The 24,884-nt window shown below is 45.6% G+C and carries 20 protein-coding genes and 1 tRNA gene; 7 read left to right on the forward strand and 14 right to left on the reverse strand.

The features are described 5' to 3' along the window. The first annotated feature begins 68 nt into the window (after positions 1-68). Both ICN18_RS05615 and ICN18_RS05620 read left to right on the forward strand, forming a co-directional pair. Positions 69-416, forward strand: a complete 348-nt coding sequence (locus tag ICN18_RS05615) for a CidA/LrgA family protein (RefSeq protein ID WP_216189529.1) — start codon at positions 69-71, stop codon at positions 414-416. Further along, complete coding sequence (locus ICN18_RS05620; protein ID WP_216189530.1) at positions 409-1,137, forward strand: LrgB family protein; 729 nt, start codon at positions 409-411, stop codon at positions 1,135-1,137. Before ICN18_RS05615 ends, ICN18_RS05620 begins: the two co-directional genes overlap by 8 nt. Positions 1,138-1,150: 13 nt before the next feature. Here ICN18_RS05620 and aptA read toward each other — a convergent pair whose 3' ends face one another. Beyond that, complete coding sequence (aptA, locus tag ICN18_RS05625) at positions 1,151-2,500, reverse strand: omega-aminotransferase AptA (protein ID WP_216189531.1); 1,350 nt, start codon at positions 2,498-2,500, stop codon at positions 1,151-1,153. Between the two features lie 92 nt (positions 2,501-2,592). Between aptA and ICN18_RS05630 the strand changes: the two genes are divergently transcribed. Further along, positions 2,593-3,573: a Bug family tripartite tricarboxylate transporter substrate binding protein gene (locus ICN18_RS05630; RefSeq protein WP_216189532.1), complete on the forward strand. Its 981-nt coding sequence runs from the start codon at positions 2,593-2,595 to the stop codon at positions 3,571-3,573. A 39-nt stretch (positions 3,574-3,612) separates the two neighbouring features. After that, positions 3,613-5,202 (forward strand): gamma-glutamyltransferase family protein, encoded by a 1,590-nt coding sequence (locus ICN18_RS05635; protein ID WP_216189533.1) that lies wholly within the window; start codon positions 3,613-3,615, stop codon positions 5,200-5,202. Position 5,203: 1 nt separating this feature from the next. On the opposite strand, the gene ICN18_RS10480 is transcribed toward ICN18_RS05635, so the two are convergent. The 4 genes from ICN18_RS10480 to ICN18_RS05655 are packed head-to-tail and all read right to left on the reverse strand — an operon-like array spanning position 5,204 to position 10,237. Then, on the reverse strand, positions 5,204-6,544 hold the full coding sequence (locus tag ICN18_RS10480) for an ATP-dependent DNA helicase (RefSeq protein ID WP_216189534.1): 1,341 nt from the start codon (positions 6,542-6,544) through the stop codon (positions 5,204-5,206). A gap of 3 nt (positions 6,545-6,547) precedes the next feature. Beyond that, positions 6,548-7,333 carry a formylglycine-generating enzyme family protein gene (locus tag ICN18_RS05645; RefSeq protein WP_216189535.1) on the reverse strand — a complete coding sequence of 262 codons (786 nt, stop codon included), beginning with the start codon at positions 7,331-7,333 and terminating at the stop codon, positions 6,548-6,550. A gap of 43 nt (positions 7,334-7,376) precedes the next feature. Further along, the gene (locus ICN18_RS05650; protein ID WP_216189536.1) at positions 7,377-8,930 is read right to left on the reverse strand and encodes a bifunctional diguanylate cyclase/phosphodiesterase; all 1,554 of its coding nucleotides are present in this window, start codon (positions 8,928-8,930) and stop codon (positions 7,377-7,379) included. Further along, positions 8,927-10,237: an HD-GYP domain-containing protein gene (locus tag ICN18_RS05655; RefSeq protein ID WP_216189537.1), complete on the reverse strand. Its 1,311-nt coding sequence runs from the start codon at positions 10,235-10,237 to the stop codon at positions 8,927-8,929. Before ICN18_RS05655 ends, ICN18_RS05650 begins: the two co-directional genes overlap by 4 nt. A gap of 118 nt (positions 10,238-10,355) precedes the next feature. On the opposite strand from ICN18_RS05655, the gene ICN18_RS05660 reads away from it, so the two are divergent. Together ICN18_RS05660 and bcsG are read left to right on the forward strand one after the other, a co-directional pair. Next, the gene (locus ICN18_RS05660) at positions 10,356-11,369 is read left to right on the forward strand and encodes a family 8 glycosyl hydrolase (protein WP_216189538.1); all 1,014 of its coding nucleotides are present in this window, start codon (positions 10,356-10,358) and stop codon (positions 11,367-11,369) included. 1 nt (position 11,370) lies between these two features. Next, on the forward strand, positions 11,371-12,915 hold the full coding sequence (bcsG, locus tag ICN18_RS05665; protein WP_216189539.1) for a cellulose biosynthesis protein BcsG: 1,545 nt from the start codon (positions 11,371-11,373) through the stop codon (positions 12,913-12,915). Here the strand turns inward: bcsG and ICN18_RS05670 are convergent. The 7 genes from ICN18_RS05670 to ICN18_RS05700 are packed head-to-tail and all read right to left on the reverse strand — an operon-like array spanning position 12,912 to position 22,983. After that, positions 12,912-13,298 carry a tetratricopeptide repeat protein gene (locus tag ICN18_RS05670; RefSeq protein WP_216189540.1) on the reverse strand — a complete coding sequence of 129 codons (387 nt, stop codon included), beginning with the start codon at positions 13,296-13,298 and terminating at the stop codon, positions 12,912-12,914. The two genes, bcsG and ICN18_RS05670, sit on opposite strands and share 4 nt — an antisense overlap. 13 nt (positions 13,299-13,311) lie before the next feature. Beyond that, the gene (locus tag ICN18_RS05675; protein WP_216189541.1) at positions 13,312-17,091 is read right to left on the reverse strand and encodes a cellulose synthase subunit BcsC-related outer membrane protein; all 3,780 of its coding nucleotides are present in this window, start codon (positions 17,089-17,091) and stop codon (positions 13,312-13,314) included. A 17-nt stretch (positions 17,092-17,108) separates the two neighbouring features. Continuing rightward, positions 17,109-19,838, reverse strand: a complete 2,730-nt coding sequence (locus tag ICN18_RS05680) for a glycosyltransferase family 2 protein (RefSeq protein WP_216189542.1) — start codon at positions 19,836-19,838, stop codon at positions 17,109-17,111. 5 nt (positions 19,839-19,843) lie between these two features. Further along, the gene (locus ICN18_RS05685) at positions 19,844-20,536 is read right to left on the reverse strand and encodes a hypothetical protein (RefSeq protein ID WP_216189543.1); all 693 of its coding nucleotides are present in this window, start codon (positions 20,534-20,536) and stop codon (positions 19,844-19,846) included. Further along, entirely contained in the window at positions 20,536-20,880 is a 345-nt protein-coding gene (locus tag ICN18_RS05690; RefSeq protein WP_216189544.1) for a diacylglycerol kinase, read from the reverse strand. Before ICN18_RS05690 ends, ICN18_RS05685 begins: the two co-directional genes overlap by 1 nt. A gap of 40 nt (positions 20,881-20,920) precedes the next feature. Then, a complete protein-coding gene (locus tag ICN18_RS05695; protein WP_216189545.1) occupies positions 20,921-21,751 on the reverse strand; it encodes a GGDEF domain-containing protein in 831 nt (276 codons plus the stop codon). A gap of 2 nt (positions 21,752-21,753) precedes the next feature. Continuing rightward, positions 21,754-22,983: an HD domain-containing phosphohydrolase gene (locus tag ICN18_RS05700; protein ID WP_255532112.1), complete on the reverse strand. Its 1,230-nt coding sequence runs from the start codon at positions 22,981-22,983 to the stop codon at positions 21,754-21,756. Between the two features lie 90 nt (positions 22,984-23,073). On the opposite strand from ICN18_RS05700, the gene ICN18_RS05705 reads away from it, so the two are divergent. Further along, positions 23,074-23,565, forward strand: a complete 492-nt coding sequence (locus ICN18_RS05705) for a hypothetical protein (protein WP_216189546.1) — start codon at positions 23,074-23,076, stop codon at positions 23,563-23,565. Between the two features lie 57 nt (positions 23,566-23,622). Here the strand turns inward: ICN18_RS05705 and ICN18_RS05710 are convergent. After that, positions 23,623-23,698 (reverse strand) — tRNA-His (locus tag ICN18_RS05710). A 67-nt stretch (positions 23,699-23,765) separates the two neighbouring features. Beyond that, positions 23,766-24,848 carry a tRNA dihydrouridine(20/20a) synthase DusA gene (dusA, locus tag ICN18_RS05715; RefSeq protein ID WP_216189547.1) on the reverse strand — a complete coding sequence of 361 codons (1,083 nt, stop codon included), beginning with the start codon at positions 24,846-24,848 and terminating at the stop codon, positions 23,766-23,768. Between the last annotated feature and the right edge of the window lie 36 nt (positions 24,849-24,884).

A 24,884-nucleotide genomic window follows, 5' to 3' on the forward strand; every position in this document is an offset into this window, starting at 1 on the left:
TCTTTGGTGCCCGTGGCACTAAGAAGGTTAAATGTGCGCCCAACCCAAGCAGGCGGTAAGATAGCTAGATGATTTTTGGTCTGGTACAAATCCTTCTGTTTCAAAGCCTGGGCGAACTGGTTTCTAAGTTCCTTCTACCTACCTTGCCTGGGCCAGTCATTGGGCTCGTCCTCTTGGTTTTGTGGCTTGTACTACGCAAGGGGATCAATTCCGAGCTAGCAATGGTGGCTGACGGCTTTAGCCAATACCTTGGTCTACTGTTTGTTCCTGCAGCTGTTGGTGTGGTGCTATTTCTGCCCCAACTCAAAGCAAATGCACTTGCCATCATTAGTGCGCTGCTAGGCAGCGTCATTCTCACGATTGCCTCCAGCGCACTAGTCGCACGCTTTTTCAGCAAGAAAGAATCTCATGGGTGAAAAGCACTCTATTGTTGAGATTTGGGTCTACTTATCAGGTAGCCCACTTTTTGCCCTATTTATTACACTGGCCGCCTATCAAGTTGGGCTCAGCGTTTATAAAGCAACCCGCCAGAATCCATTGGCTAATCCAGTAGCAATTGCTATTTTGATTGTGGCAACTACTATTCAATTTATTGAGATGCCCTACTCAACCTATTTTGAGGGGGCTCAGTTTATTCACTTCTTATTGGGCTCGGCAACAGTCTCTTTAGCCATTCCGATTTATCGCGGGCTAGCAAGCCTCAAGGGTCGCTCCCTCCCTCTCATTGCATCACTTTGCACAGGCGGCCTGGTTTCAATCATTAGCGCAGTAGGTATCGCAACTTTTCTAGGTGCGGACTCCAGCATTACCGGCGCCATGTACCCAAAATCAGTTACCGCACCGATTGCAATGGGCATAGCAGAACGCATTGGTGTGTCACCCACCCTAACTGCAATCTTCGCAGTGAGTACCGGAATCCTGGGGGCAATCTTAGCGCCGTTTGTTCTCAATGCATTAGGCATGAAAGCTTGGTGGCAACGAGGGTTTGCGATTGGTATTGGTGCGCACGGTATTGGTACCTCACGTGCATTTAGCATACATCCAGAAGCAGGAACCTATGCGAGTCTAGCAATGGGAATGAACGGTGTGGTCAGCGCCGTAGCGATTCCTATCATCTATCACTTATTTAATAAGTGATAGATGAAACTGCTTATTTAATCTGCATCGCTGCATCAATCGCATCACCTAGAGCGCTGCACATAAATTCCAGCTCTTCCGGTTTTGAGATGAATGGAGGACCAACGGCAATGGCATCGCCCGCTACCCTTACAAGCGTACCCCTCTCGATACAAGCCTCTAAGACTTTCATGGCACGCAGACCTGGCTTTCCGGGAACAGGGTCAAGCTCAACGGCGCCCGATAATCCAAAGTTACGAATATCCAAGATACCGGCCTTCCCTTTTAAAGCGTGAAGCCCATTTTCGAGAACTGGCTCAAGCGCCTTAGCTCGATTCACCAAATCATCAGACTCAAAGATATCGAGTACAGCATGACCTGCAGCTGCTGGGATCGGATGACCTGAATAGGTGTAACCATGGAAGAATTCAATGGCCTGTTCTTGCCCGCCATTAGCAATAATGTTGTCATAGATATCGCCGCGCACAATTACACCACCCATCGGAATCACGCCGTTAGTAATACCTTTAGCAAATGTAATCATGTCGGGTGTTACGCCAAAACGATCGGCACCAAAGTTAGCGCCTAGGCGGCCAAAGCCCGTGATCACTTCATCAAAGATCAACAAAATGCCATGCTTGGTACAAATCTCGCGAATCTTTTGTAAGTAACCATCAGGCGGCACGATCACGCCTGTAGAGCCCTGCACTGGCTCCATGATGACGGCTGCAATCGTGTTGGCATCGTGAAGAGCAACTATTTTCTCCAGCTCGTCTGCAAGATGAGCGCCCCACTTTGGCTGACCTCTTGAGAAAGCCATTTCTGAAAGATTCAAGGTATGTGGCAAATGATCCACCCCAGGAATCATCATGCTGGCAAACATTTTTCGATTGGCGACCATGCCGCCCACTGAGATGCCGGCAATACCAACACCGTGATAGGCACGATCTCGCCCAATCAATCGAATACGTGAAGCATTACCCATCACACGGTGATAGCCGATGGCAATCTTTAAGGCGGTATCGACTGCCTCTGAACCTGAGTTGGTAAAAAAGACTTTATCCAATCCCTCTGGAGCCATTTTGGCAATCCGATTGGCTAGGCTAAAAGTAGTTTCACTGGCCATCTGAAACGCAGGGCAATAATCCATGGTTTCAAACTGTTTTTGAATGGCTGCACCAATACGTGGATCAGCATGCCCTAATGGGGAGCACCATAGCCCTGATAAGCCATCAAATAGCTTACGACCCTGATCATCATAGTAGTAAGCTCCCTTAGCTGACTGCATGATCTTAGGGTGATGCTGAAAGTAGCGGTTGGGGGTGAACGGCAGCCAATAGGCTGACATATCGATTCCGCCGGCGGTCTTATTTGATGTTGTCATATGTCTCTCTATTGATCTTTTAAAAACTAGATTCTGAATATCTAATACTATAGTACTCGTCTCACGCATTCATCTAATAATCGGATCATTAAATGAACCTTCTTAAATCATTATTTCTTGGCTCTGTTGGCGTATTAGCCATCAGCAATATGGCTTTAGCAGCCCCTGAGACGGATTGGCCTAAAAAACCGATTGTTGCAATCGTCTCGTTTCCCGCTGGTGGCTCTACCGACATTTTTGCACGCAGTGTGACCGCGCCTTTAGCTGAAGCCCTAGGTCAATCCGTCGTTGTTGAAAATAAACCTGGTGCTGGCGGCATGATTGGCTTACAGGCTGCAGCCAAAGCTGCCCCAGATGGATACACCATTCATATCAGCGCTTTGACTAATCAATCGATTTCTTCGGCCTTATTTAAGAATCCACCCGCAGACTTGCAAAAAGATTTTGCACCAGTTGCATTGATTGGGACAATCCCCCACTTAATCGTGGTGAACCCAAGCGTTCCAGCAAAAAATCTTCCGGAGCTGATTGCCTTTATTAAATCCAAAAAGGGTGACTTCAATTACGCATCACAAGGTAATGGCAGCCTCTCCCATCTCGAGTCAACCTTATTCATGCAGAGAATTGGCGCAACTGGTACGCACATTCCATACAAAGGAAGTAGCTTCGCATTACCAGACCTCATTGCCGGCAATACCCTCATGATGTTTGATAGCGTAACTGCATCGCTGCCCCACATCCAGAGCGGTAAGCTCCGCCCGATTGCGATTGCTGCAGCAGAGCGCTCACCCCTGATGCCAAATGTTCCAACACTAGGTCAGGATGGCATGAAGCAATTTGATGTAGAAAATTTCTATGCGGTTTACGTACCCAAGAGCACCTCACCAGCAATCATTGCAAAATTAGAGCGAGAGATTCGGAAGATTTTGACGAATCCAGATTTCAAAGCCCGTATGGCGTCCCAGGGTATTCACCCGCAGTTTGCAAACTCCGAGAAATTATCTGAAATTACGACCGATGAAGCCAGCAAATGGACTAAAGCAGTGAAGTCAGCAAATATTAAGATTGACTGATACTAATCATTAGCAGCATTGAATAAATAGAAAAATACCATGTTGATATCCCCTCCTTTTGGTGGCGGTCGCGCGCCAGTTCTTGCTAGAAACACTGTAGCGAGCTCACAACCACTTGCCACCCAAGCAGGCATTGAAGCCCTCCAGAATGGCGGCAACGCAGTAGATGCTGCACTTGCAACGGCAATCACGCTCACCGTAGTTGAGCCCACCATGAATGGTATCGGGGGAGATGGTTTTGCCATTTTGTGGGATGGTCAAAAAATACATGGCTTGAATGCGTCGGGTCGCGCCCCTGCTGCCTGGACCCCAGAATATTTTTCTGGCAAATCAGCAATGGATCTCATTGGCTGGAACACTGTAACCATTCCAGGCATGGTCGCCGGCTGGGTAGAGCTCTCCAGAAAATTTGGCAAGCTTCCTTTTGCACAATTATTTAAACGTGCGATCGACTATGCGGAAAATGGCTTTCCAGTTTCACCAGTAATTGCACGCCAATGGCGGGAAGCGATTCCGATTCTCAAGAATCAACCTGGCTTTACCGAATCCTTTTTGATAGATGGCAAAGCGCCTCAAGCCGGCCAAATCTGGAAATATCCAGCACAAGCTAAAACTCTGAAAGAAATTGCAGCCACTAACGGTGAATCCTTTTACAAAGGCCCTCTTGCACAGAGCATGGTGGACTTTGCCCAAGCGACGGGTGGTTGCTTCACTATGCAAGACTTTGCAGATAATCAATCGGAATGGGTTGAGCCGCTAGCGTTTGATTACGGCGACTACACCCTTCATGAAATCCCGCCAAATGGCTCAGGCATTGCTGCGCAAATTGCCTTGGGTATTTTGCAAGCAGCCAATGTGAAGCAATACCCCGCTAATTCTGCGCAGCGTATTCATCTTCAGATTGAAGCAATGCGGATGGCCTTTGCCGATGTCTATGCTTATGTCTCTGATGCACGCTCCATGCAAATGCCAGTAAGTTCTTTATTAGATCGGGATTACTTGGCTAGTCGCGCTGCCCTGATTGATCACAATAAGGCTGGCAGTTATAGTGCTGGTGATCCACATTCAGGTGGCACCGTGTATCTTTGCGCTGCAGATGAATCCGGCATGATGATTTCGTATATTCAATCAAACTTCAAAGGGTTTGGTTCTGGAGTAGTTGCCCCGGGTGGTATCGCCTTTCATAACCGTGGCATGAGTTTTAGACTGGAAGAAGGTCATCCCAATCAAGTTGCTCCAGGTAAGCGCCCTTTCCACACAATTCTTCCCGCCTTCTTGACTAAAGATGGCAAGCCAACCATGGCCTTTGGTGTCATGGGTGGCAATATGCAGCCTCAGGGTCATATTCAGTTTGTCATGCGCTTTGTAGATGAATACCTAAATCCACAAGCCTGTTCTGATGCGCCCCGCTGGCGTATCGATGATTTAGGAAAGCTCACTGTTGAAGCATCGATGCCAACCAGTGTTGTTGAAGGATTAAAAGCACTTGGCCATGAAGTAGCCGTTCAGCCTGCCAACAGCCTAGACTTTGGTAGCGCGCAAGCAATCGCAAAACTCAATGAAGATCCTGATTCAGTATTTATCGCTGGTAGCGATCACCGTAGAGATGGATTAGCGGCTGGGTTTTAGATTATTTGGCGCTTTTTGAATCTGGCAAGCAATTCATATAAAAGCGCTTGATCTCTTGATCGCAGCTCACATCCCTGGGCTCAATTGGTCTTTGTAGAGAAATGCCCTCAATCGTTTTGCAACGACTTAGGGCAACATAGACTTGCCCTGATGCAAATGCGCCCGATGATAGGTCGACCTTCACTTTATCGAGTGTCTTACCCTGGCTTTTATGAATAGTCACAGCCCATGCCAGCATGAGCGGAATCTGCACATACGTTCCAATGATGCTCGGGGAAATCTTTCCCGACATCATGTCGTGATCGTAACGATACGATTCCCACTGATGACCCGTTACCTCGACCGTATTGGAGTAAGGACCATTCTGAACCATCACTTTCACTTTGTCCGGCAGCATCTCGCGCACCACACCGATTGTGCCATTCACCCAGCGCTTCGGAAATCCCGGATCTGTTGCTGTAAACATCACCTTAGCGCCAACCTTTAACACCAAACTATTAGGCGAAGGCAAATTGCGCTCGTCAATATTAAATTTTCCTGTTGACTTACCTGCGTAGACTTTACCCTCCGCAGTAATGGCACGGAGCCCGGCACCATTAATCTGATCAGCCCTTGCATTGGTGGTCGTTAAGGTGATGGTCTGTTCATCGACCACTGCATCCTTTTTGAAACACTGAGCATTGAGAGTCTCAATTGCCTCATCTACATCTTGATTGATGCGAATGCGATTAAGCAATCCTGCAAAGTGCTCGTCTTTTTGACGGAAAATCTTCGAAAGCTCTACCATCGTGACATCTTTACGATGCAGCGCCATGGCACAAAAGAAGTATGGTCCTTCGTACCCTCTCTCGGATAAGACCTGCATATCAGCACTTGAAACTACAGGTGGCAATTGGAATAAGTCCCCCACAAACATCACCTGAATGCCGCCAAATGGTTTGCCTTTTTGCGGGCCGTTCTCGCGTAAGAATAAATCCATCGCATCGACTACGTCAGCACGCACCATAGAGATCTCATCAATGATCAGCAGGCGAATATCTTTATAGAGGCGTTTGTCACGCAACGGCTTGATATCTTCTTCAGGGAAGATCAGGCGTGGAGGCAATCTAAAAAAGGAATGAATCGTCACCCCTTTTACCTGAAGTGCCGCGACACCGGTAGGAGCTACCACTACGACATTGCCCGGAATGGTCTCCCGCAAATAGCCGATTAAGGTTGTCTTGCCTGTACCCGCTTTACCACTAACAAAAATATAAGGATCGTGACGCTCAATAGCCTCAATTACCGATTGGTAATCGGAAGTAATTTCAATATCGGATGTTTCTACAGCGGAACTGGTCATCCCCTATTGTTTCACGGTATCGGCTACACACCGAAATCCGATATAAACCACAGCTATATCTCCAGGTTTAGACTCGACATCAGACTCTTGCTGCCGCTCTGGGCCATACCACCATGAAGCACCACGAGTAATGTAGCCACCATTGCGCTCAGTAGCAGTCCATTCCCAGACATTGCCGCCCATGTCATACATGCCATTGACGCCAGGCTTAGTACTTCCTGTGATGACATGTCCTGTACCGCGATTAAGGGCCTCAGCTGGTGCAAGGCCCTTGTAGTCACCGCAGCCACTCAAGCAATGTGAAGGTGATGGGGTTGCCCCGCCAGGATAGGGATAGCGTTGACCTTTTGTGTATCCACTAGGAGGATTTGTTCTTTGCTCTAAAAATGCGGCATTAGTCCACTCAGCCTCGCTTGGCAAACGTTTGCCGTAATAGCGACAAATTGATTCAGCCTCCATTTGATTGAGGTGTACAGCTGGCTCAGAATCTTTTGCAGGCACACCATAGGGCGTCTTCCAGGTCCATCCTGGCTTTTGGACAAAGCCTCCCTCATAAGAAAGACCGCCACCCTTCTTTTCTGCGGCGCTTACAAATCCGGTGGAGGATGCGTAAGCTTTGACATCAACAATATTCATTTCGGTTTGATCCCAGATCAAATTATCGATTTGAACAGTAGGAATAGATGAGCTGGGCGCACTCTGACTTGGAGTAGATCCCAGCATGAAATACAGCGCTGTAGCAGAAAGTAGCAGGTCAAAAAAAATGCTGGAGAAATTGTATTTTTTCATCAGGATTCATTTGGCTCTACAAAAAATTCATAAAAAATCAAACTCATGAAATATCTTTGAAGACTGATTTAAGTACTTTCTCGCCATACACTTGAATGGAGTTTCGGCCACTAGACTTGGCTTCATACATTGCCATATCCGCATTATTCATTAGATCCGTTTCATTAAGGCCATGGACTGGATATAAAGCAACACCTATGCTGGCACTGGTTGTGACCATGTTTCCATCTGCGCTGATGGGTGCAACTAATGCTGTACGAATTTTTTCAGCAATCTGAACGGCTATGGGCTCATCACCAACCCCGGGAAGCAAGGCGATAAACTCATCTCCGCCAAGACGGGCTACCGTATCCGTATCGCGCAAGCAGTTGCGCATTCTATTAGATACCTCCCCTAAGACAGCATCGCCCGCCGTATGTCCATACACGTCATTAATGGTTTTAAGGTTATCTAAATCAATAAACAGTAATGCCAGTTGTGTTTGGTTGCGCTTACAGGAAGCAAGGGCCAGCGAAAGGCGGTCACTAAATAGGGTTCTATTTGGTAACTGAGTAAGAACATCGTGATGAGCACGATATTCATTTTCAGCATTGCGGCGATAAGTTGTTAATAAGAAATAGGTACCGATAAAAAGAATAATTATGCTCAAAATGGTAGCGATCAGACCACCAGTTGCATTCTTATGCCAATTAGCCAAATACAAAGACTCGGGTACGACTGCCCCAACTATGAATGGATAGCCAGTGACCTTTCGATAAGAAATCATGCGCTCGACAGGGTCCTGATTTTGCCTGGTAAAGCCCGTTTTAGTGGTGAAGATCACTCCATTGCTCAGCTTTAGAGCCTCTAGCGATTCGTCAATCAAGGTATTGGTGTTCACCTTGCCAATAAGTTTATCGACGAAGGGCCAACGGGTTAGCAAGGTCTTGTCATTGCGGTAAAGAGTAATGGCGGCGCCCTCGCCCAAGCTAGACCCCAAGCGCTCATAGAGCGTAGAAAACACCTCAACTGAAACGCCTACCAATACAATACCCAAAAATTCATTACTTTTTCCGCTTACGCGGCGAGCCAAATAAAAGACCCACTTACCATTCCCTTTATTTTGTACAGGAGCACTATAAAAGGTTTCAGAATTATTATTATCTTGTAAATATTTAAAGTAATCGCGGTCAGCTAAATTAATATTGGGTGCGGGATACGAGCGGGAAAAATTTAATACTTTTCCATCCTTATCAACAAAGGTCGTGACATCCAAAATTGGATTAGATCTAGTCTTATCCTCTAGCAAATCAAATTGCTTTTTGCTGGACGCAAACTCTCGATAAGATTTTTCATTATCAATTTTTGCCACCTGCATCACATCTTCAATACTATTAAGAACCGTATTTGCTGAGAAAACAATCTGCGAGGTATGCTCTGCCAGAATCAACGTTAAGATCGCCAGTTGGTCAGCCCTATCCTCGATGGTATTTCGACGCAGCAAATACCCAGAAATTACCGCATTGATGACGAAAATGACGGCTAGCGCAATGGATGCCCCCAAGATAAGGCGAGAGTTACGACGCACGTTAGAGCTTGGCTCGAAGCTAATGGTCATTCGGAGTCTCCATATAGCTCAGAGATCTTCAAGAAATTTTCCTTTTCCTGAATAAATGCCTCAACAATACGAGGGTCAAAACGCATGCCTTTTAACCTTGTGATTTCTGAACAGGCTTCTTCATGAGACCATTTCTTTTTATATACCCGCTCATTCACTAGAGCGTCATAGGTGTCAGCCAAAGACATCAATCTGGCTGCCAAGGGAATTTCAAGACCCTTAAGCCCTAGCGGATAACCTGAGCCATCCCAATTTTCATGATGTGCCCCAGCAATCTTGATGGCAGCATCCAAAACATGGGTGTTCTTTGCATCCTTGAGTTTGGCAGCATTCAGAACCTCGCGACCCAAATGAGCATGGGTTTTCATGATCTGCCACTCATCATCGGACAAGGATCCCGGCTTTTGTAGGATGGTATCCGGAATGCCTACCTTACCTATATCGTGCAAGGGCGCAGCCTTAACCATGTTTTCAATAGCTCTTAATGACAATTCATCTTGATAGACGCCAGTTGATCTCAATCTTTCCGCAAGCGCTCGAACATAGTTTTTAGTACGCAAGATATGGTTGCCAGTCTCGTTATCACGCACCATAGATAGGGCATTTAAGCTATTGAGCATTCCATCTTCAATTGCACGAGAGCTGCGCCTATATTCATGCCATAACTTTTCCAGGTAATAGTTGGTTATCAAAATACAAATGGTAACAATGGCAAGTATCGATACGATACGCATTGCAAAAGCCAAGCCATCCTCTTGATACAAAGTACCGGGATGACTGTCTTGGATGAAGGCAAAAAGCGAGCGGGCAATACGGGTGCCAAGTAAAAATAACTCAACCCCAAGTAATAACTTGATTTGATAGGCGGAGTCTTTTTTTAGAAGCTGTATCAGCACAACAATCTGCCAAACACAGAAGATACCGAGGACAAAATTCATTAAATGAATACGATCTTGCGTTGTCCCAACAAAAAGCAAAAAGATATACACAATGCAAGCGCCGAGAGTAATCATGCCGGCAAAAAGCTTATTAGACTGCCTTAAGGAATGATTCCAAAAGCTAAATAACATAGAAATACTGGCGACACCTAAGACCAGGAATAGATTTGCTAAACCCAAAATAATCTTGCCACCCCATGGGGCAATGGCATACCCCAGCATAGAGGCCGCCAAAAAGCTTAAACCTACCGGCCAATAGATCACTCTAAATTGGGCGCGATCATCGTCCTTATTAGCCAAAAATCGGGCCATCAGCCCAACAAGAACAATGAAGTTCGCGAAATAGAAGGTTTGATTTGCTAACTGCATTAAATAAGCCAAAAAGTGGGCTTTTGATAAGCCAATACTTCATAATGTAACTCATTAGGCCAACCCTTTAGAAGCTAAATGGCATTGACAGCTTAATCCAGATAATTCAACGACATTCATGGCTCACATTACCCGCACCCGCTTTTGGCTAATGTCATTTCTCATTCTGCTCACCCAGCTAGGAACAGCATTAGCGGATACCAATTGGGAGCAATTTAAAGACGTCTATATAGCCAACGGAAGAGTGGTTGATAAGGGTCAAGACGGAATCAGTCATTCCGAAGGTCAAGGCATGGCGCTGCTGTTAGCTGTTCAAAATAATGATCAAAAGACGTTTAAGCAGATTTGGGATTGGACCAAACATAACCTACAAACACGTGATGACAAACTCTTCGCCTGGAGCTGGTCACCTAATGTCGGCATTAATGATGTCAATAATGCTAGTGACGGCGATCTCTTTATCGTATGGGCTTTATCAATGGCTTATACCAAATGGAATGAGCCCTCTTACTTATATGAAGCCATCAAAATAAGTCAGTCGATACGCCAGAAGCTCTTGCTTAAAACCAATGTTGGCACCGTGATTCTTCCTGGCGCAATGGGGTTTGAGAAACCGGATGGTCTTAAGTTAAACCTCTCGTATTGGGTATTCCCTGCGATTGCTGAGCTATCTAAATTAGACCCCGCCCCAGAGTGGGAGGATCTACGCGCAACAGGCCTTTGGCTAATTAAAGAGGCTCAATTTGGTAAATGGCAATTACCGCCCGACTGGCTAAAGCTTGAGGGAGATAGATTGAAACCAGTAGATGGCGATCAATTTGGCTATGACGCTATTCGAATTCCCCTCTATTTAATCTGGGGGCAGCAGGCTACACCCTCCTCAATAAAGCCTTTCCAAAAATTCTGGGGGTCGTTTACTGGGAAACCACTTCTACCGGCCTGGGTAAACGTCAATACCGGCGAAATGGCAACGTACAATGCATCTGAAGGCTTTTATAGTGTTGCGGCAATGACGCTTGCTTATCCCGATTTAGATTCGAGTCAACTACCAAGCTTTAATCCATCCCAAGGTTATTACTCCTCTATGTTGTCTTTATTTACCAAAATGACTCTTCAGGATTTGAAAAAGTAATATGGGAATTTGGAGTTTCTACTTCATTATCAAAATTATCCTGTTCTACACAGGCTATATTCATTTTCATTTTTTTGTTAATGCTGCTTTTGCACTTTTTCTGATTTTTTCCCATGCTAACCCGACTTTGCTTCGTATTCGCAAATGGGTAGCTTTGCCCATTGGTATCGTCATTCTGTATTTTGATAGCCCTCTTCCACCGCTCCGAAATATCATCCCAAAAATTAGCCAGTTGCTCGACTTTAGTTTTCAGTACTACCTTGAGCTCTTAACCCGAATTCTGGATTGGCGAGTAATAGCAATCTTGCTCGGTCTTTATATTGTTTATTTTCTTCTTGCCAAGAAGATCAGAATGACAACCATTGCCTCTTTGGCAATCTTGAGTACATTGCTCCCCCTGGGGACAAATATGTCCCCCTTGGCTTACGATACAGACGGCCAGGTCATTGGCCTACCTAGCGATTTAGCACTCACCGAATCTCTCGATGGCTTCTTTATTGAAGAAACATCCCGCACGGCCTTTAATCGCTCACAAAAGGCTAGCGGCGCTCCCTTTGATGTCTTGGTGATCAATATCTGCTCATTGGCTTGGGATGATCTGAAGTACATCAAAGAAGATAACAATCCGCTGTTCCAACGCTTCCATTATTTATTCACCAACTTTAATTCAGCCGCTTCATATAGCGGCCCTTCGATTATTCGTTTATTGCGTGGCAGCCGTGGGCAGCAAGACCAGCGGGATTTATACAAACCCGCCGTCGAAGATTCTCTGTTATTTAGTAACCTGAATAAAACTGGCTTTCAGGTGCAACTTGCTTTGAATCATGATGGCAAATACGGCGACCTCTTAAAGGAAATCCGCAATGAAGGTGGCATGTCCGCCCCATTGTTTGATAACACACAAGCCACACCTTACCTAAGAGGTTTTGATGGCTCACAGATTTTTGACGACTACTCGGTCCTATCTAACTGGTGGGATGCGCGTATGAAGTCTCCAAATGAGCGAGTTGCGCTCTTTTACAATACGATCTCATTACATGACGGCAATCGAGCATTAGATGGTAGTCGTTTAGAAAACAGTGTTGAGACCTACTCTCGTAGAGCGCGTAAATTATTGAGTGATATCGATCGCTTTTACACCAAGGTCAATAGTTCTGGCCGGCAAGTAGTGATTGTGTTTATTCCCGAGCATGGTGCTGCGATACGAAGAAACAAAAATGAAATTGTGGGCATGCGAGAAATCCCAAGTCCAAATGTGACCAACATTCCCGTAGGGATCATGTTCACGAGCAAAGTGGATGCTCCGGTGAAGACAAATATTATTGAGCAACCAACAAGCTATCTTGCTACATCCGATCTCATTTCCAAGTTTGTTGGTAAAGCCCCTTTTGGCACCAATACCCCAAGCGCAGAGACCTATCTAAAGAACCTTCCAAGTACGCGCTTTGTTGCTGAGAATGAAGACTCGGTCATTATGAAGTTTGGGGCCTCGTACTACTTCCGCTCCAACGATATCAACTGGAACCTCTTCGAAACCAATAACTAAGGTTTTGATTTGCTTGGTGAGTCTGGCCACAGCGCTGGAACATCCACAGTCTTTTCAGGGTTTACTGTATTACCAAGTGCATCTAGGTAGACAACTTCACCATTAACTTGAATGGCAGATTTTTCCTGATTAATCTTTCGAACCAACTCTAGGTTGGCTTTAATGTCAGGGCTATATGGGTTCAAGCGATATGCCCGTTCCATCAGGATTACTGCAGTAGAGATATCACCCGCTTTCAACTCATATAGCGCTCGCTCATTTAATTCGCCTGGGAGATAGGGATCAAACTGGGGAGCGTCATTCAAAGATTGAGCTCTCAGTATTGAGCAAGCAACCAAGCCCATTAGAAGCAGCAAGATAGAGGCGTAGGTGCGATTAATCATTATCTAGAGCTCATTAAAAACGAGATGTCGGTATTACTGGCTGCGTTTGCAATGGCACAGGATTTGGCGCAGTACCATCCAGCGCAATACGAACATAGAAAACAAAACTATTTGGCGCGTAGTACGGTGAGCGCTCTAACTTCAAGCGATTTCCAATAAAGACTGATGGTGTGACCTGATACTCCCAAGCAGCCAATGCAGAATAAGCACTGCCCGGTCCTGAGCTTGCTGTATAGGTAGCATTATTGGAATCTGCCTGATATTGCGCATTTGTCGGAAAGTATGGTGCAGCATCAGTGCGAGACCAATTGGTTGATACTGAGCCGCCGATTACGTAAGAGAAGCGAGCAAAACGCTGAGAATAATTTAGAGGGAGTGTCACAGAGCGATAGCTTTGTGGACTGTAGTAACCACCCTGCCCATACGTAAACTCACCAGCATTTCTTTTAAAGCCCCAGAGCATTCCTGTGAGGCCGCTCGAGAGCTGTCGATCTGTTTCATTAATAATGCGCCAGTTCAGACCCGCCATAAATTGATTATCACTATTGCTTTGGACATTTGTGCCAGTGAGGCTACGTGCTCGATAGTAGGTCCAGCCACCAAGGGTTCCGCCTTGATCCAGACTTAAACCCACCGTTCCACCAGTGGCAACCATACCGCCCCAGACTGAACCAGTAACGGGATCGCGAGTGCCTGCATATGAGAGCAAGGTACTTGTCATTGGGCGACGAGCCAACTCTAATGAAATCCCAACAGGACCAGCATCTAGCTTCTGCTTTATTCCGCCAATCCAATTTTGAGTGAGGAAGCCTAATGGAGTGGTGCCAATATCAGCCTTAAAGTTTTGCTTCTCATACCCGATGTTCAGAGCGGTGCCGGAAGCAGATTGATTGGAGTAACCAGTCGGACATTTTCCAGAGCCAGTACCGCCCCCACAAACGGTAGCCATAGTGCCAAAAGTACTTACTTGATAAGCATTGCCGGCATCAATAGTGCCCGCATTAATATTGACCTGGTCAGCCCTGAAAGTCACCCTTTCATCTGAACGCAATGGCATTCTCCACTCCAGCGGAATCTCTGTAGCACGGTAATACGATTGTCCCGGGGTACCGTTGAGGGATAAATAATCAACCGCTGAGTCTATCCAATTGGTGCGCATGTCAATCATGTCGGCCATCTGCTTATATTGATATGCACTTCCCGAAGGAACAGCTGAGGGCTCCAAGATTGGTTGCTCAATCTGAAAGACAGAAACTCCAGAAGAGCTTGCTACTGGCTTGAGTGTAGAAAGGCTATGGTAACTAGAGAGCGGTACTGGGGACTGTACGAGAGCACGCTGCTCGATATCAATTGCTTTATCTAGGTAACCTTCTCTTCTTTGGATCTGGCTATCCAAATACATCATCTTGTAATTATTGGGTGTTACAGAAATGAGTGGCTGCAGTTTTTGTTTAGCCACTTGAATATCGCCATCCCGAATGAATTGACCAATAGCCCTAAGCTCTGCCGCCTCTTGAAGATCTGCATAATCTTGTTTTTGGCCTGGACTTAACTTTTGCTCTGAGACGAGTGCCATCTCTCTTTGGAATGCCTCTGGCTGGTCATTATTTAGGAGGTAATTGGCATAACGCAAATGCCATTCAACCGAAAGATTTGGAGTGCTTTGCTCTATCTTTTGAAAGAGCGCATTGGCTTGCTCTACTTTGCCTATTTTTCCCCACATCAGCGCAACCAAGGAAGAAAGGTCGGGATCATTGGAGACGTCGATTTCAAGCGCACTGAGTTGAGCGATTGCTTTCGGTTTATCACCTTGGGCATTTAGCCTGTTTACCTGAGTCAGCTGTAGATCAACCCATACACCTCTTTGAAAGCGAATGATTTTAGGAGTACGCTCAGCTGCTGGAATTTTTTCCAATACTTTTAGAGCGGGTTGATTTTGTTCGAGGCCAGATAAGTACAAGGCATAAGCGTATAAACCTTCAACACTATTGGGATGAGTCTTCAGAAAGGCATCGAATATTGCAATGCCCTCTTTTGGGCGATGTAACTTGGCATATAAGCGTGCCAAATCCAAACGCAACCAGATCTCATCCCTATCTAGTGCGATAGCCTGCTGCAACAGCATAATCGCTTTTTGAGTATCACCCACCTTGAGTGCCTGGCGAATATCAAAATCAAGTCGTATTTGCGTAAACTTCAACTTATCACTCGGTGACAACTGAGACTTGGAGAGCTGTTGTAGTACAGGGCTTAACTCGTCATCACGCTGCAAACGATTAAGCACATTGGCATAGGTTAAACGGAGAGATGTGGCGTCAGAGGATGGTTTTGCAAGAGCACTCCGCATCAAACTAAGGGCATCCTCAGTTTTATCGGCACTCAATAGAAAAAGAACATTCGCATTAACCATCTCAGGATCATTGGGGGAAAGCCTCAAGCCCTCTTTCATCACAGCCAAACCTTTATCGACAGAGCCTAGGCCCTCATAAATTCCAGCCAACTGAAAACGTAACCAGGGATTTAATGGCTCTAGCTTTAATGCACTCAGTACATAGGGAATCGCGGCTTCAGCCTGCCCTTTACCTACCAAGTCATCAGCCTGTGAACTCAAAATCTTGACGCGTAAATAGTCATAGCCTTTGCCAGCAGCACTATTTGCAGGTGCTTGTGCATTAATTAAGGCTAGCGCCTCATCACGCCTACCAGAATTAATAAGTAATTGAACTAACCCACGCAGCGCAATACCGTTATCAGACTCAATGTTCAAAGCTTCTCGAAATTGCTTTTCTGCTTCTTTGCTATTTCCACGTTCAGCCTCGATGGTTCCCAGCACAGCAATGGCTTCAGCGCCCTGCGGTTCCATGTTGATAGCTGCACGAATTTTTTCTATCGCCAAGGGATAGTTCTTTTTATCTCTCGCATCCTCAGCCTGATGAATTTGCAGCCAATATTGACTGGTAGATATCAGACTCTTCCACTTACCAGCATTTTCAGGGTTGAGCGCTAGGGCTTTCTGATAGTAAGCGACAGCCTCTTCATAATTACCCTGCCTCATCCGAATGAGGCCCATGCCACCTAATGCCAAGTAATCCTTTGGGCGTGCTTTGAGGGTATCCATCAGCGGCGCTTCCGCCCCAACGATGTCACCCTTATCCAATAGATCTAGGCCAACTTGACGACGTCTGAGCAAAGGATCATTTGCAATACGTTTACGCTCTTCAAGCGCATCCTTTTCAAGAATCCAACGACCGGTAATTTCTTGATTATGGGGATCTAACTTTAGATACTGCTCATAAAGTGGAATCAGTTCGGGACCAAGCTCTTGGGCATTGAGCACTTCTCGCCATACTTGAAGCACTCGCTGTTTATCCACTTTGCGGACTTTATAAGTTCCAGCCAAATTCTGAATGGCAAGATCACGAGTCTCTCGCTTAGATCCCAATAAGACATCTAAAGCTAAGGTGTACTGCAAGTTTTTTGGGTCGGATTTAACCAAGCCCTCTAACCCCGAACGTGCCTCATTCCAGCCGCCCGGCAAGCTAGCAATAATCTTGTAATAACCAACCGCCAAATCACCTGCAGGCGGCCCATTGGGGAACTTCTCTTTTAGAAAGGCATTTGCTTCAGCTGGCTTGCCACTTTTTTGCAGAATAGTAGCCTGAGTTAGCGTCCTTCTAGCCTCTGCAGTCTCTTGCCTACTGAGGGTTGCTTCAGAAGCGTAGGCAAGCTCCACCATCTCAACTGAAGAGAGCAACGCAAGACCTAAGCAGAGATGAAGGGCTTTTATTTTCAAATGAATTATTTACTTATTTACTTGCTTAGAGACTTATTAGATGAGGCAAGGTTCTTGCGCTCATCCTTTAGCTCGCCTGTGAAAAAGAGATAAGCCAGAATGCGTCTTAAATTCTGAATCGCTAAAGAAAATACCATCTTCGATCCTTGACCATAAACGAAGCTCACGATCCTGAAGAAATTGCTGTTATCCACAATAAATTCAGCGCCCAAAATGACTTTGTCACCCTCTTTAATAACGCGGCGAATTATGCAATCTATACGTTGCTGTGCCTTTAATACGCCGGGTACAGAAACCTCGATTAATTCGTTATCGTTAATTAAGAACGGTAAATTAACTTTGATACCGATGCCGGTAAGGGAGATATCAAAGACCCATCCTTCTAGCGTGGCATCCAACTTAGGAAAATATACTGTCATCTTTTCCCCGGCCTGTAAGCGAGGAAAGGTTCTTGCCTGCTCATGATCGACCAAGCCAATGGTATAGACAACGAATAAATAAAATAGGTAAATAATCCAATTCGTTAAGCCAGTGATTGCGTAAAACCAAACATAGGGGTTAAACAGCATCACAATAAATGTGCCGATACTCTTTGAGATGTAAGCAAAATATCCAGCAGAGTTCTCGCGAACGGCACGAAGACCCAACTTCGTTAACAAATACAACTGAAGTTTTGAATGCTTGAGTTCCGCACTGGCATCCCAAATGCACTGCCAACGACCACTATCCCCATAAACGAAGGCAATAGCCTCAGGACTGCCAATTCGCTCTGCGACAAACTGTGTGCCGCAAAAATAATGATTAGCCTCTTTTTGCATACGAACTACTTTTGCTCTAAATGTATAGTTATTCCCATAACTATCATTCACAGCCAATTCAATGGATTCGCCAACTTTTAGGTCCGTATTCAATGGAAGAACAAACCCAATGCCACTCACCGAAACATCCTCTAAATTTGCCTCGATAACAGGCAAACCATTGCCACGATTAACTGTGACCGTTCCGCCACCACCAATTCGGTAATAGGCTCTGACTTGACGCTTTTCCCAAAATGCGCCCAGAGACATTAAGCCCAGCCAAATATTGATACAACACCATATTGCAGTAATGACGATGTTGTCATGCCAAATCGGCTCGTAATGCCAGCGAAGGGCCGCAATAAAAATAGAAACAGCATTGATGGTAACTAGGATAAATAACGGGAAAGCGTCCCAGCTCAGCTGCTCTTTTTCTAAAGTAAGGCCTTTTGGCGTTACCAGAAACTTTTGCTTCCAGGGATTTAAGAGGACCGGCATGAGTTCTCGAATCATCCTGAAACCTTTTACAGTTTCATAAATTTCCGAGAAGAAGAGTTGACGTGAACCAGCAAAGAAGTATGAGATGACTACCAAAATACTCAACGCATAAGGAACCGTGAAATCTACCATCTCATGCCAATTGGCCGAATAAACATTAAGACCCAAAATCAAGAAGGCTGATGGCGCCAAGAAAAAGATGTAGCGTGCAAATCCAAAAAGCCAAGAGTATGACGAAGAAAAATAAGCCAAACGTTGCGGTAGGCTGAGTCCACGCATAAACAAGGGGTTGTAATGCATCAAGATCTGGAGCATCCCCTTAGCCCAGCGTGAATGCTGGGTGAGATAGTCAGACGGAGTCTCCGGGGAAAGACCGCAGACCATGGGCTTATTAATATAGCTACTGTTATAGCCATGCGCATGGAGAATAAGTGAAGTCTCACAATCTTCCGTAATCGTCTTAATAGCAATACCACCTACTTCCATCAGGTACTGACGGCGCAACACTGCCGCAGAGCCACAGAAAAAAGTCGAATTCCAAAAATTCATAGCCGGCTGAATCTTGCGATAAAACATCTCGCTCTCATCCGGGCGATTAGAAATACCAGTAATCACGTTATTGACTGGAGTTTCATTAATGAAGAAATGCGGGGTTTGCACCAAGAACATTTTGGGATCGCTTAAAAACTGCCCTACTGTATTGTGCAAAATATCTTTTGTCGGTATTTGATCGCAATCCAAAATTAAAATGAGATCGCCATTGCTATGCTGTAAAGCGTGATTGATATTTCCTGCTTTAGCCTTTTGATTAGTATCCCGCGTGATGTAATGCACGCTGAGCTCTTTAGCAAGCCTTCTTAAGCTGTAATGGCGCCTCCATGCCTGATGACCCGTCTCCTTACTCCGACGCTTGGCATGAGTCCCGCCGTCATCCAGAATATAAATATTGAGCTTTTCTTTGGGGTATTGAATCTGAGTTGCTGCCGTCACCGTCATACGAACGATAGCTTCAGACTCATCATAAGTAGGAATAAAGATATCCACTGATGGATAAGAAGACTCATCCTCAGATAAGGGAATAATTTCACTAGACATTGGCGAGAAGTTCACAAACATGTCTAGCAGGAATAAGGTGAATCCATATAGCTCCGCCAGGAACAACAGAGCGGTGCCGATAAAATCAAAGAAACCGGTATACGTTAAGGTGTCGTAGATCCGCCAGGCGATATATCGACAGCTAACGAATAGCGCCAGAACAATAAATAAAGAACGCCAAGGTTGATTGCGGAAATACTTTACCTTCGACATGAGGAAAATAATAAAGAAGCTACCCCACCCTAGATATAGCTGTCCTCCAAGATTGAGCAATTCCTCGGCGAAGTAAATCATGACGCCAATGCCGAATGCAAACATGAACAAGCTTGCGGTAATTCTGAAATGACGATCGCGCATAAACATTAGCGATTTACCAATGCAATAAACCAGACCCACAGTGCTTCCCAACCTACAGTAAGTAGAAGCACACCAAAGAACAGCAGAAAAATTCCTGCAGCCAACTTCAAGCCAAAGGAGCGTATCGGCTGAAGCTCCAAATCAATGGCATTGGGATCTTTATGGAGCCTTCCCGGATCAACCTCTGTTGGGCTCCAAAAGACTTCATAGGCATTGAGGGCTCTATCCTCACCCGTTCTCAGTAACTGCCTTGTAAAACGACACAAAAGTGAGTCTGGGTTCTTTAAGGAATCGTGCGCGCCCTCAGATAGATAAAGCTCTCCAGGGCCAGCAGCCTCAGCCATGAACGATGCCAACTGGATCGAGCGCTCTTCTTCCTTGAGCCCAGTAAATGGATTAATCAGAGAAACAATCCCAATCGATGCCAAGCCTATGGGCGCTAAATGATTTTTTGCATTTAAGGCGTCCGCCTCTATTTGAATGGCCATTGCCGCCTGGACCGCAAAACTGACTTGCTCAAATCCATAAATCAAAGTGCCCTGGAATTCTTCAGAAGCAGTGCCACGAAAATCTTTGCAAATTTTTGCAATCAGAAGTATCAGCTTCTCACGTTCAGCGTGATTAGATGTTTCATCCGATGACTCCACATCCATTCTAGGAATGATGTGTATGTGAAAGGCGCTTAAAAAGTTACTCATCAGAAGAATGGTGATAAGTACCTAATGAAGATGAGAACAATTGCCAATACAATAATCATTACTGCTGCCGCACCTAAATCCTTGATCTTCTTGATTTCAGGATGCTCTTCTAAGGTAATCAGATCACAAGTCTTCTCAATCGCAGTATTCAATGCCTCAATTGCCAATAAGACTAGAGATAAAACTGCAATCAAGACAGTGTAGACATTCGGGCGATAGCAAAAAAACCCAATAGCAATCAAGACCAGAAATAACTCTCTGCGAGCTGCCTTTTGCTTAATGAGCTCCTTAACGCCATCAAGGGCATTAATGGTTGCATGAATGATGTTTCGCTTTTTTTGCATTAATGTATATTTTTTGAATATTCTTGATTTTATTGGTTTATTAAGCCCAAAGCTCTGTTCGGTTTCTGCCATTTGACTTGGCCTGATACATGGCCTCATCCGCTTTAGCGTAAAACGCTCTCAAAACAATATCTGCCTTAGTCTCACCATGGCTTTGGGGGCTATAGCACGCGACTCCAATGCTAATAGTGATAAATACCTCTTTGCCATCTACTACGGCGCAAGGCAAAGAAGTTACCTTCTTGCGCAGGCGTTCAGCCACCTCACGCGCCAGGTCAATGGAGTTCCCAGGCAAAATGACAAAAAACTCTTCTCCACCAACCCTGCCAAAGATATCAATCACCCTCAATTCTTCTTGGCAATGCTTTACCAGGTTTACTAGAACAACATCCCCAAGTGGATGCCCATATTGATCATTAATTTTTTTAAAGAAATCAATATCTAGCATCAGAAATGCTACAGGCTCTTGACTGCGTAGCGATCTTTCGATTTCTAATTCTGCCCTAGCAAAGGTTTCAGAGCGGCTCAACGCCTGGGTTAAAGAATCTGTTTTTGAGCTGCGGTCCAAAATAAAATTCTTGATTTCCAATTCAGTGATAATTTTTTTGAGCTGTACTACACCAAAAAACATTAGCAGCGAAATAGATAGAGCCAGGAAAGCATCAAATAGGTTGTAATGTCCGCTTGTATAGAAAAGCAGTATCGGAGCCACTCTTCTGCCGATCATCAATCCAAAGCTAAGCGCTAATAGACCGCTAGCCAGGCGATACTGTTTGGATCGAAAAAATAAGTTGAGAGCGTATGCGGTAACACCTACCTGCGCCACCACCGCCATCACATAAAAGCTGATTGAAAAAAACTTAGCTCCCATACCTATTGTGTATCAATAATTTTTTGCAACTCATTTTCACCATTAAGGAGTTTAAAAGCAGCATCAACTACTTTTGTGTCTAACTTTGTGCCAGCCTCTATTCGAATTTCATCCAAAGCAGCAGCCAAACCTTTTGCTGGACGATAAGGTCTATGCGTTGCCATCGCTTCAATGGTGTCAGCCACCGCCAACACCCTAGCCTCTTCGCAAATCTCATCCCCCTTTAACCCGTTCGGATAACCGCTGCCATCTAAGCGCTCGTGATGTTGATGCACCATCTCAGCAATCGGCCATGGGAAAGGAATATCTTTGAGAATTTGATAGCCAGCCTCGACGTGACCTTGGACCATTTGCATCTCGAGATCAGTTAATCGCGATGGCTTTGTCAAAATTTCGGATGGCACTGCCATCTTGCCAATGTCGTGGACCATTGCAGCCATATAGATAGACTGAATACGCTCATTACTCCAACCCAATTGGCGACCAATCGCCATCGAAATACTAGCCACCCTCTTTTGATGGCCGGCTGTATAAGGATCTCGCCACTCCATGGTCTTAGACATGGCCTCAATGGTTGATCGCAAGGCTGTTGATAAGCGCTCTTGTGTTAATTCTTTTTCATGAATTTGATCGTCCAACTTATGCTGACGCTCAATAGATCGCAATCCAAAGCCAATTTCTTTTGCTAGACTCTCAAACAATTGCACCTCAGAAGCGCCAAACGTATTCGGGACTTTTGAATAGACCAGCAATACACCGAAAGGCATTCCAGAGATGCCATCTGGTATTGGGCAACCCACCGCAGAGCGAATACCAAACTCTCTGGCTCTTTCACGCCAAGCAATGAATCCAGAATCCATTTCACTATCTACAACTACGCTTGTTTTATTGTTTCGAATACAGCTGCCTGCAGGACCGCGTCCAGTTTGTTCGGTTTCAGACCAACTCACTACAATATTTTTGATGTACCCCGCAGCTGCTCCAGCCGCACCTACCACTTTCACGGTTTTAAAAGCATCTTCCTCTGCCCTACCAACCCAAGCAAGAACGTATGGGCCCTGGGATGCAATTGCTTCACATACCTCTTGAATTAGTAGTTCAGTTGAATTAGCACGCGCCAATGCGGCAGCTGCTTCAGAGAGTGCGGATAAGGCCCATCCTCGCTTCTCCAACTCTTCTTGAATAGCCTCTTGGGTAGTTGTTAATGGCACACCTAATGGCTTTGTTTTCATATCTTAATTATGGATCTAAAACCTATAAAAACCTTGCTATTAATCATAAATAAGCGGACTATAAAAGTGAAATTTCATCATTAAGGATCCATGAAAGACGATATTGAAAAGATTTATGCGAAGCTCGTTAGCCTTGGGACAGAGGTCAGTAATTTACGTCAGGGCTACATTACGGTTAATGCCCGCTATGCGGAAGCCTTAGGCACCTTAAAAGACCTTACCTCAAGCGCATTGGAGGCAGCAAAAAGAGCTGCGATATCAGCTGAAAAGGCCTCTCTCTCAGCCAAGAATTGCGCCACTGCAGCCAAGTTAGCGGCATCTGAGGCAATAGTGGATGCAGCCGAAGCTGCTGCTGATGCTGCTGCCGCCTCTGCTGAGGCTGCCATTGAGGCAGCTGCCGCTGCCTCTGCAGCAGCAGCTGCCGCCGCAGCCGCAGTCGCTCATCAGGCTGAAGAGTCATCTATCTTGGCTTCTGCCGAAGCAGCCGAGGCGACTAAACGAGCCGCGATAGCAGCCGCTGAAGCCGTGAAGATGTCCAATCTTGCTGCTGAGTCCGCAAGATCAGCTCGCAATAAGAAATAAACGATCATTACCAAAAATCAAAAAGCCCCAATTTAGGGGCTTTTTGATTTAATACTGTGGGGCGAACGACGGGGCTCGAACCCGCGACAACCAGAATCACAATCTGGGACTCTACCAACTGAGCTACGTCCGCCACTGAAGACCTAGATTATAGCTTTTTGCTCAAAAACCTGTCAAAAACAGCCCTTCAATGCCTGTTTTTAGGCACTTTCGAACTCAAAAGCCGCCCAATCCCCAAGGCATAAGCTCGCATCGATGAAAAAGTCGGTGATCGCAGCTTTACTTTGAACCTTGGCCAAAGCGTGGTGATCTGAGAGCCGTTGACGCCAATACCGTGATCCCGCCCTGCCATGCGCTAGACCCAGAATGCGTCTTGTGAATGCACCGATATAGAAAGGCTTACCCTTAGCTTGGCATTCATCAAACCAGGCATGCACTTGTTTAACAAGCGCAATCTGAATGCGGTGCCACTCGGTCTCACTAAAAAGGTATCCAGCAGCATCGCCATCGGTATTAATCATGTCATCCCAACCGAGCAACAATGCAGGGAAATGATATGCCGCTCTTCCAACCATGAAACCATCAAAGTCATTCCAGTGACCGGAAATTTGTTCATTGGTTTCTAAGCCACCATTTAGCAATACTTTGAGATTTGGAAATTGCTTTTGTGCATCCAGCCTCAGTTTTGCAGCTACTTCATAACGCAACGGTGGCTTACTACGATTCTCTTTAGGAGATAAACCTTTGAGTACCGCATTGCGTGCATGAATAGTCACTTGACTTGCGCCAGCATCAGCAACTGCCAGAATAAAGTTCAATGCAAATTGATAATCGGTTTCAGAATTCGCAGCATCCATCGAGTCCAAACCTAAACGATGCTTTACCGAGATCGGAATATCTACCGCACTCCTCATTGAGCGGACACACTCAGCCACCAAGTTAGGCTCAGCCATTAAACAAGCACCGAAGGCACCACGTTGCACGCGCTCAGAAGGACAACCACAATTGAGATCGATCTCATCGTAGCCCCACTGCTGCGCTAGCTCGGCAGACTTTGCTAAATCGGAAGGGTCTGATCCACCCAGTTGCAAAACTACTGGATGTTGATCTTGCGAATAATCTAGATTACGCGGAACGTCACCATGCATCAGGGCACCAGAAGTGACCATCTCTGTATAAAGAACGGCTTCTTTAGTGAGCGTGCGATGAAAAGAACGGCAATGACGATCCGTCCATTCCATCATGGGCGCTACTGCTAAACGTTTCTTTGGGGTATTGGTCATGAACTTCGGTTAAATAACAATTGACCGTCATTTTAA

The sequence above is a fragment of the Polynucleobacter parvulilacunae genome (assembly GCF_018881715.1).
GTDB lineage: Bacteria > Pseudomonadota > Gammaproteobacteria > Burkholderiales > Burkholderiaceae > Polynucleobacter > Polynucleobacter parvulilacunae.

Excerpts from the sequence above, each read along its gene's own strand:
- ICN18_RS05615 (WP_216189529.1), top strand. The coding sequence starts at position 69 with ATGATTTTTGGTCTGGTACAAATCCTTCTGTTTCAAAGCCTGGGCGAA.
- ICN18_RS05620 (WP_216189530.1), top strand. The coding sequence starts at position 409 with ATGGGTGAAAAGCACTCTATTGTTGAGATTTGGGTCTACTTATCAGGT.
- aptA (WP_216189531.1), bottom strand. The coding sequence starts at position 2,500 with ATGACAACATCAAATAAGACCGCCGGCGGAATCGATATGTCAGCCTAT.
- ICN18_RS05630 (WP_216189532.1), top strand. The coding sequence starts at position 2,593 with ATGAACCTTCTTAAATCATTATTTCTTGGCTCTGTTGGCGTATTAGCC.
- ICN18_RS05635 (WP_216189533.1), top strand. The coding sequence starts at position 3,613 with ATGTTGATATCCCCTCCTTTTGGTGGCGGTCGCGCGCCAGTTCTTGCT.
- ICN18_RS10480 (WP_216189534.1), bottom strand. The coding sequence starts at position 6,544 with ATGACCAGTTCCGCTGTAGAAACATCCGATATTGAAATTACTTCCGAT.
- ICN18_RS05645 (WP_216189535.1), bottom strand. The coding sequence starts at position 7,333 with ATGAAAAAATACAATTTCTCCAGCATTTTTTTTGACCTGCTACTTTCT.
- ICN18_RS05650 (WP_216189536.1), bottom strand. The coding sequence starts at position 8,930 with ATGACCATTAGCTTCGAGCCAAGCTCTAACGTGCGTCGTAACTCTCGC.
- ICN18_RS05655 (WP_216189537.1), bottom strand. The coding sequence starts at position 10,237 with ATGCAGTTAGCAAATCAAACCTTCTATTTCGCGAACTTCATTGTTCTT.
- ICN18_RS05660 (WP_216189538.1), top strand. The coding sequence starts at position 10,356 with ATGGCTCACATTACCCGCACCCGCTTTTGGCTAATGTCATTTCTCATT.
- bcsG (WP_216189539.1), top strand. The coding sequence starts at position 11,371 with ATGGGAATTTGGAGTTTCTACTTCATTATCAAAATTATCCTGTTCTAC.
- ICN18_RS05670 (WP_216189540.1), bottom strand. The coding sequence starts at position 13,298 with ATGATTAATCGCACCTACGCCTCTATCTTGCTGCTTCTAATGGGCTTG.
- ICN18_RS05680 (WP_216189542.1), bottom strand. The coding sequence starts at position 19,838 with ATGCGCGATCGTCATTTCAGAATTACCGCAAGCTTGTTCATGTTTGCA.
- ICN18_RS05685 (WP_216189543.1), bottom strand. The coding sequence starts at position 20,536 with ATGAGTAACTTTTTAAGCGCCTTTCACATACACATCATTCCTAGAATG.
- ICN18_RS05690 (WP_216189544.1), bottom strand. The coding sequence starts at position 20,880 with ATGCAAAAAAAGCGAAACATCATTCATGCAACCATTAATGCCCTTGAT.
- ICN18_RS05695 (WP_216189545.1), bottom strand. The coding sequence starts at position 21,751 with ATGGGAGCTAAGTTTTTTTCAATCAGCTTTTATGTGATGGCGGTGGTG.
- ICN18_RS05700 (WP_255532112.1), bottom strand. The coding sequence starts at position 22,983 with ATGAAAACAAAGCCATTAGGTGTGCCATTAACAACTACCCAAGAGGCT.
- ICN18_RS05705 (WP_216189546.1), top strand. The coding sequence starts at position 23,074 with ATGAAAGACGATATTGAAAAGATTTATGCGAAGCTCGTTAGCCTTGGG.
- dusA (WP_216189547.1), bottom strand. The coding sequence starts at position 24,848 with ATGACCAATACCCCAAAGAAACGTTTAGCAGTAGCGCCCATGATGGAA.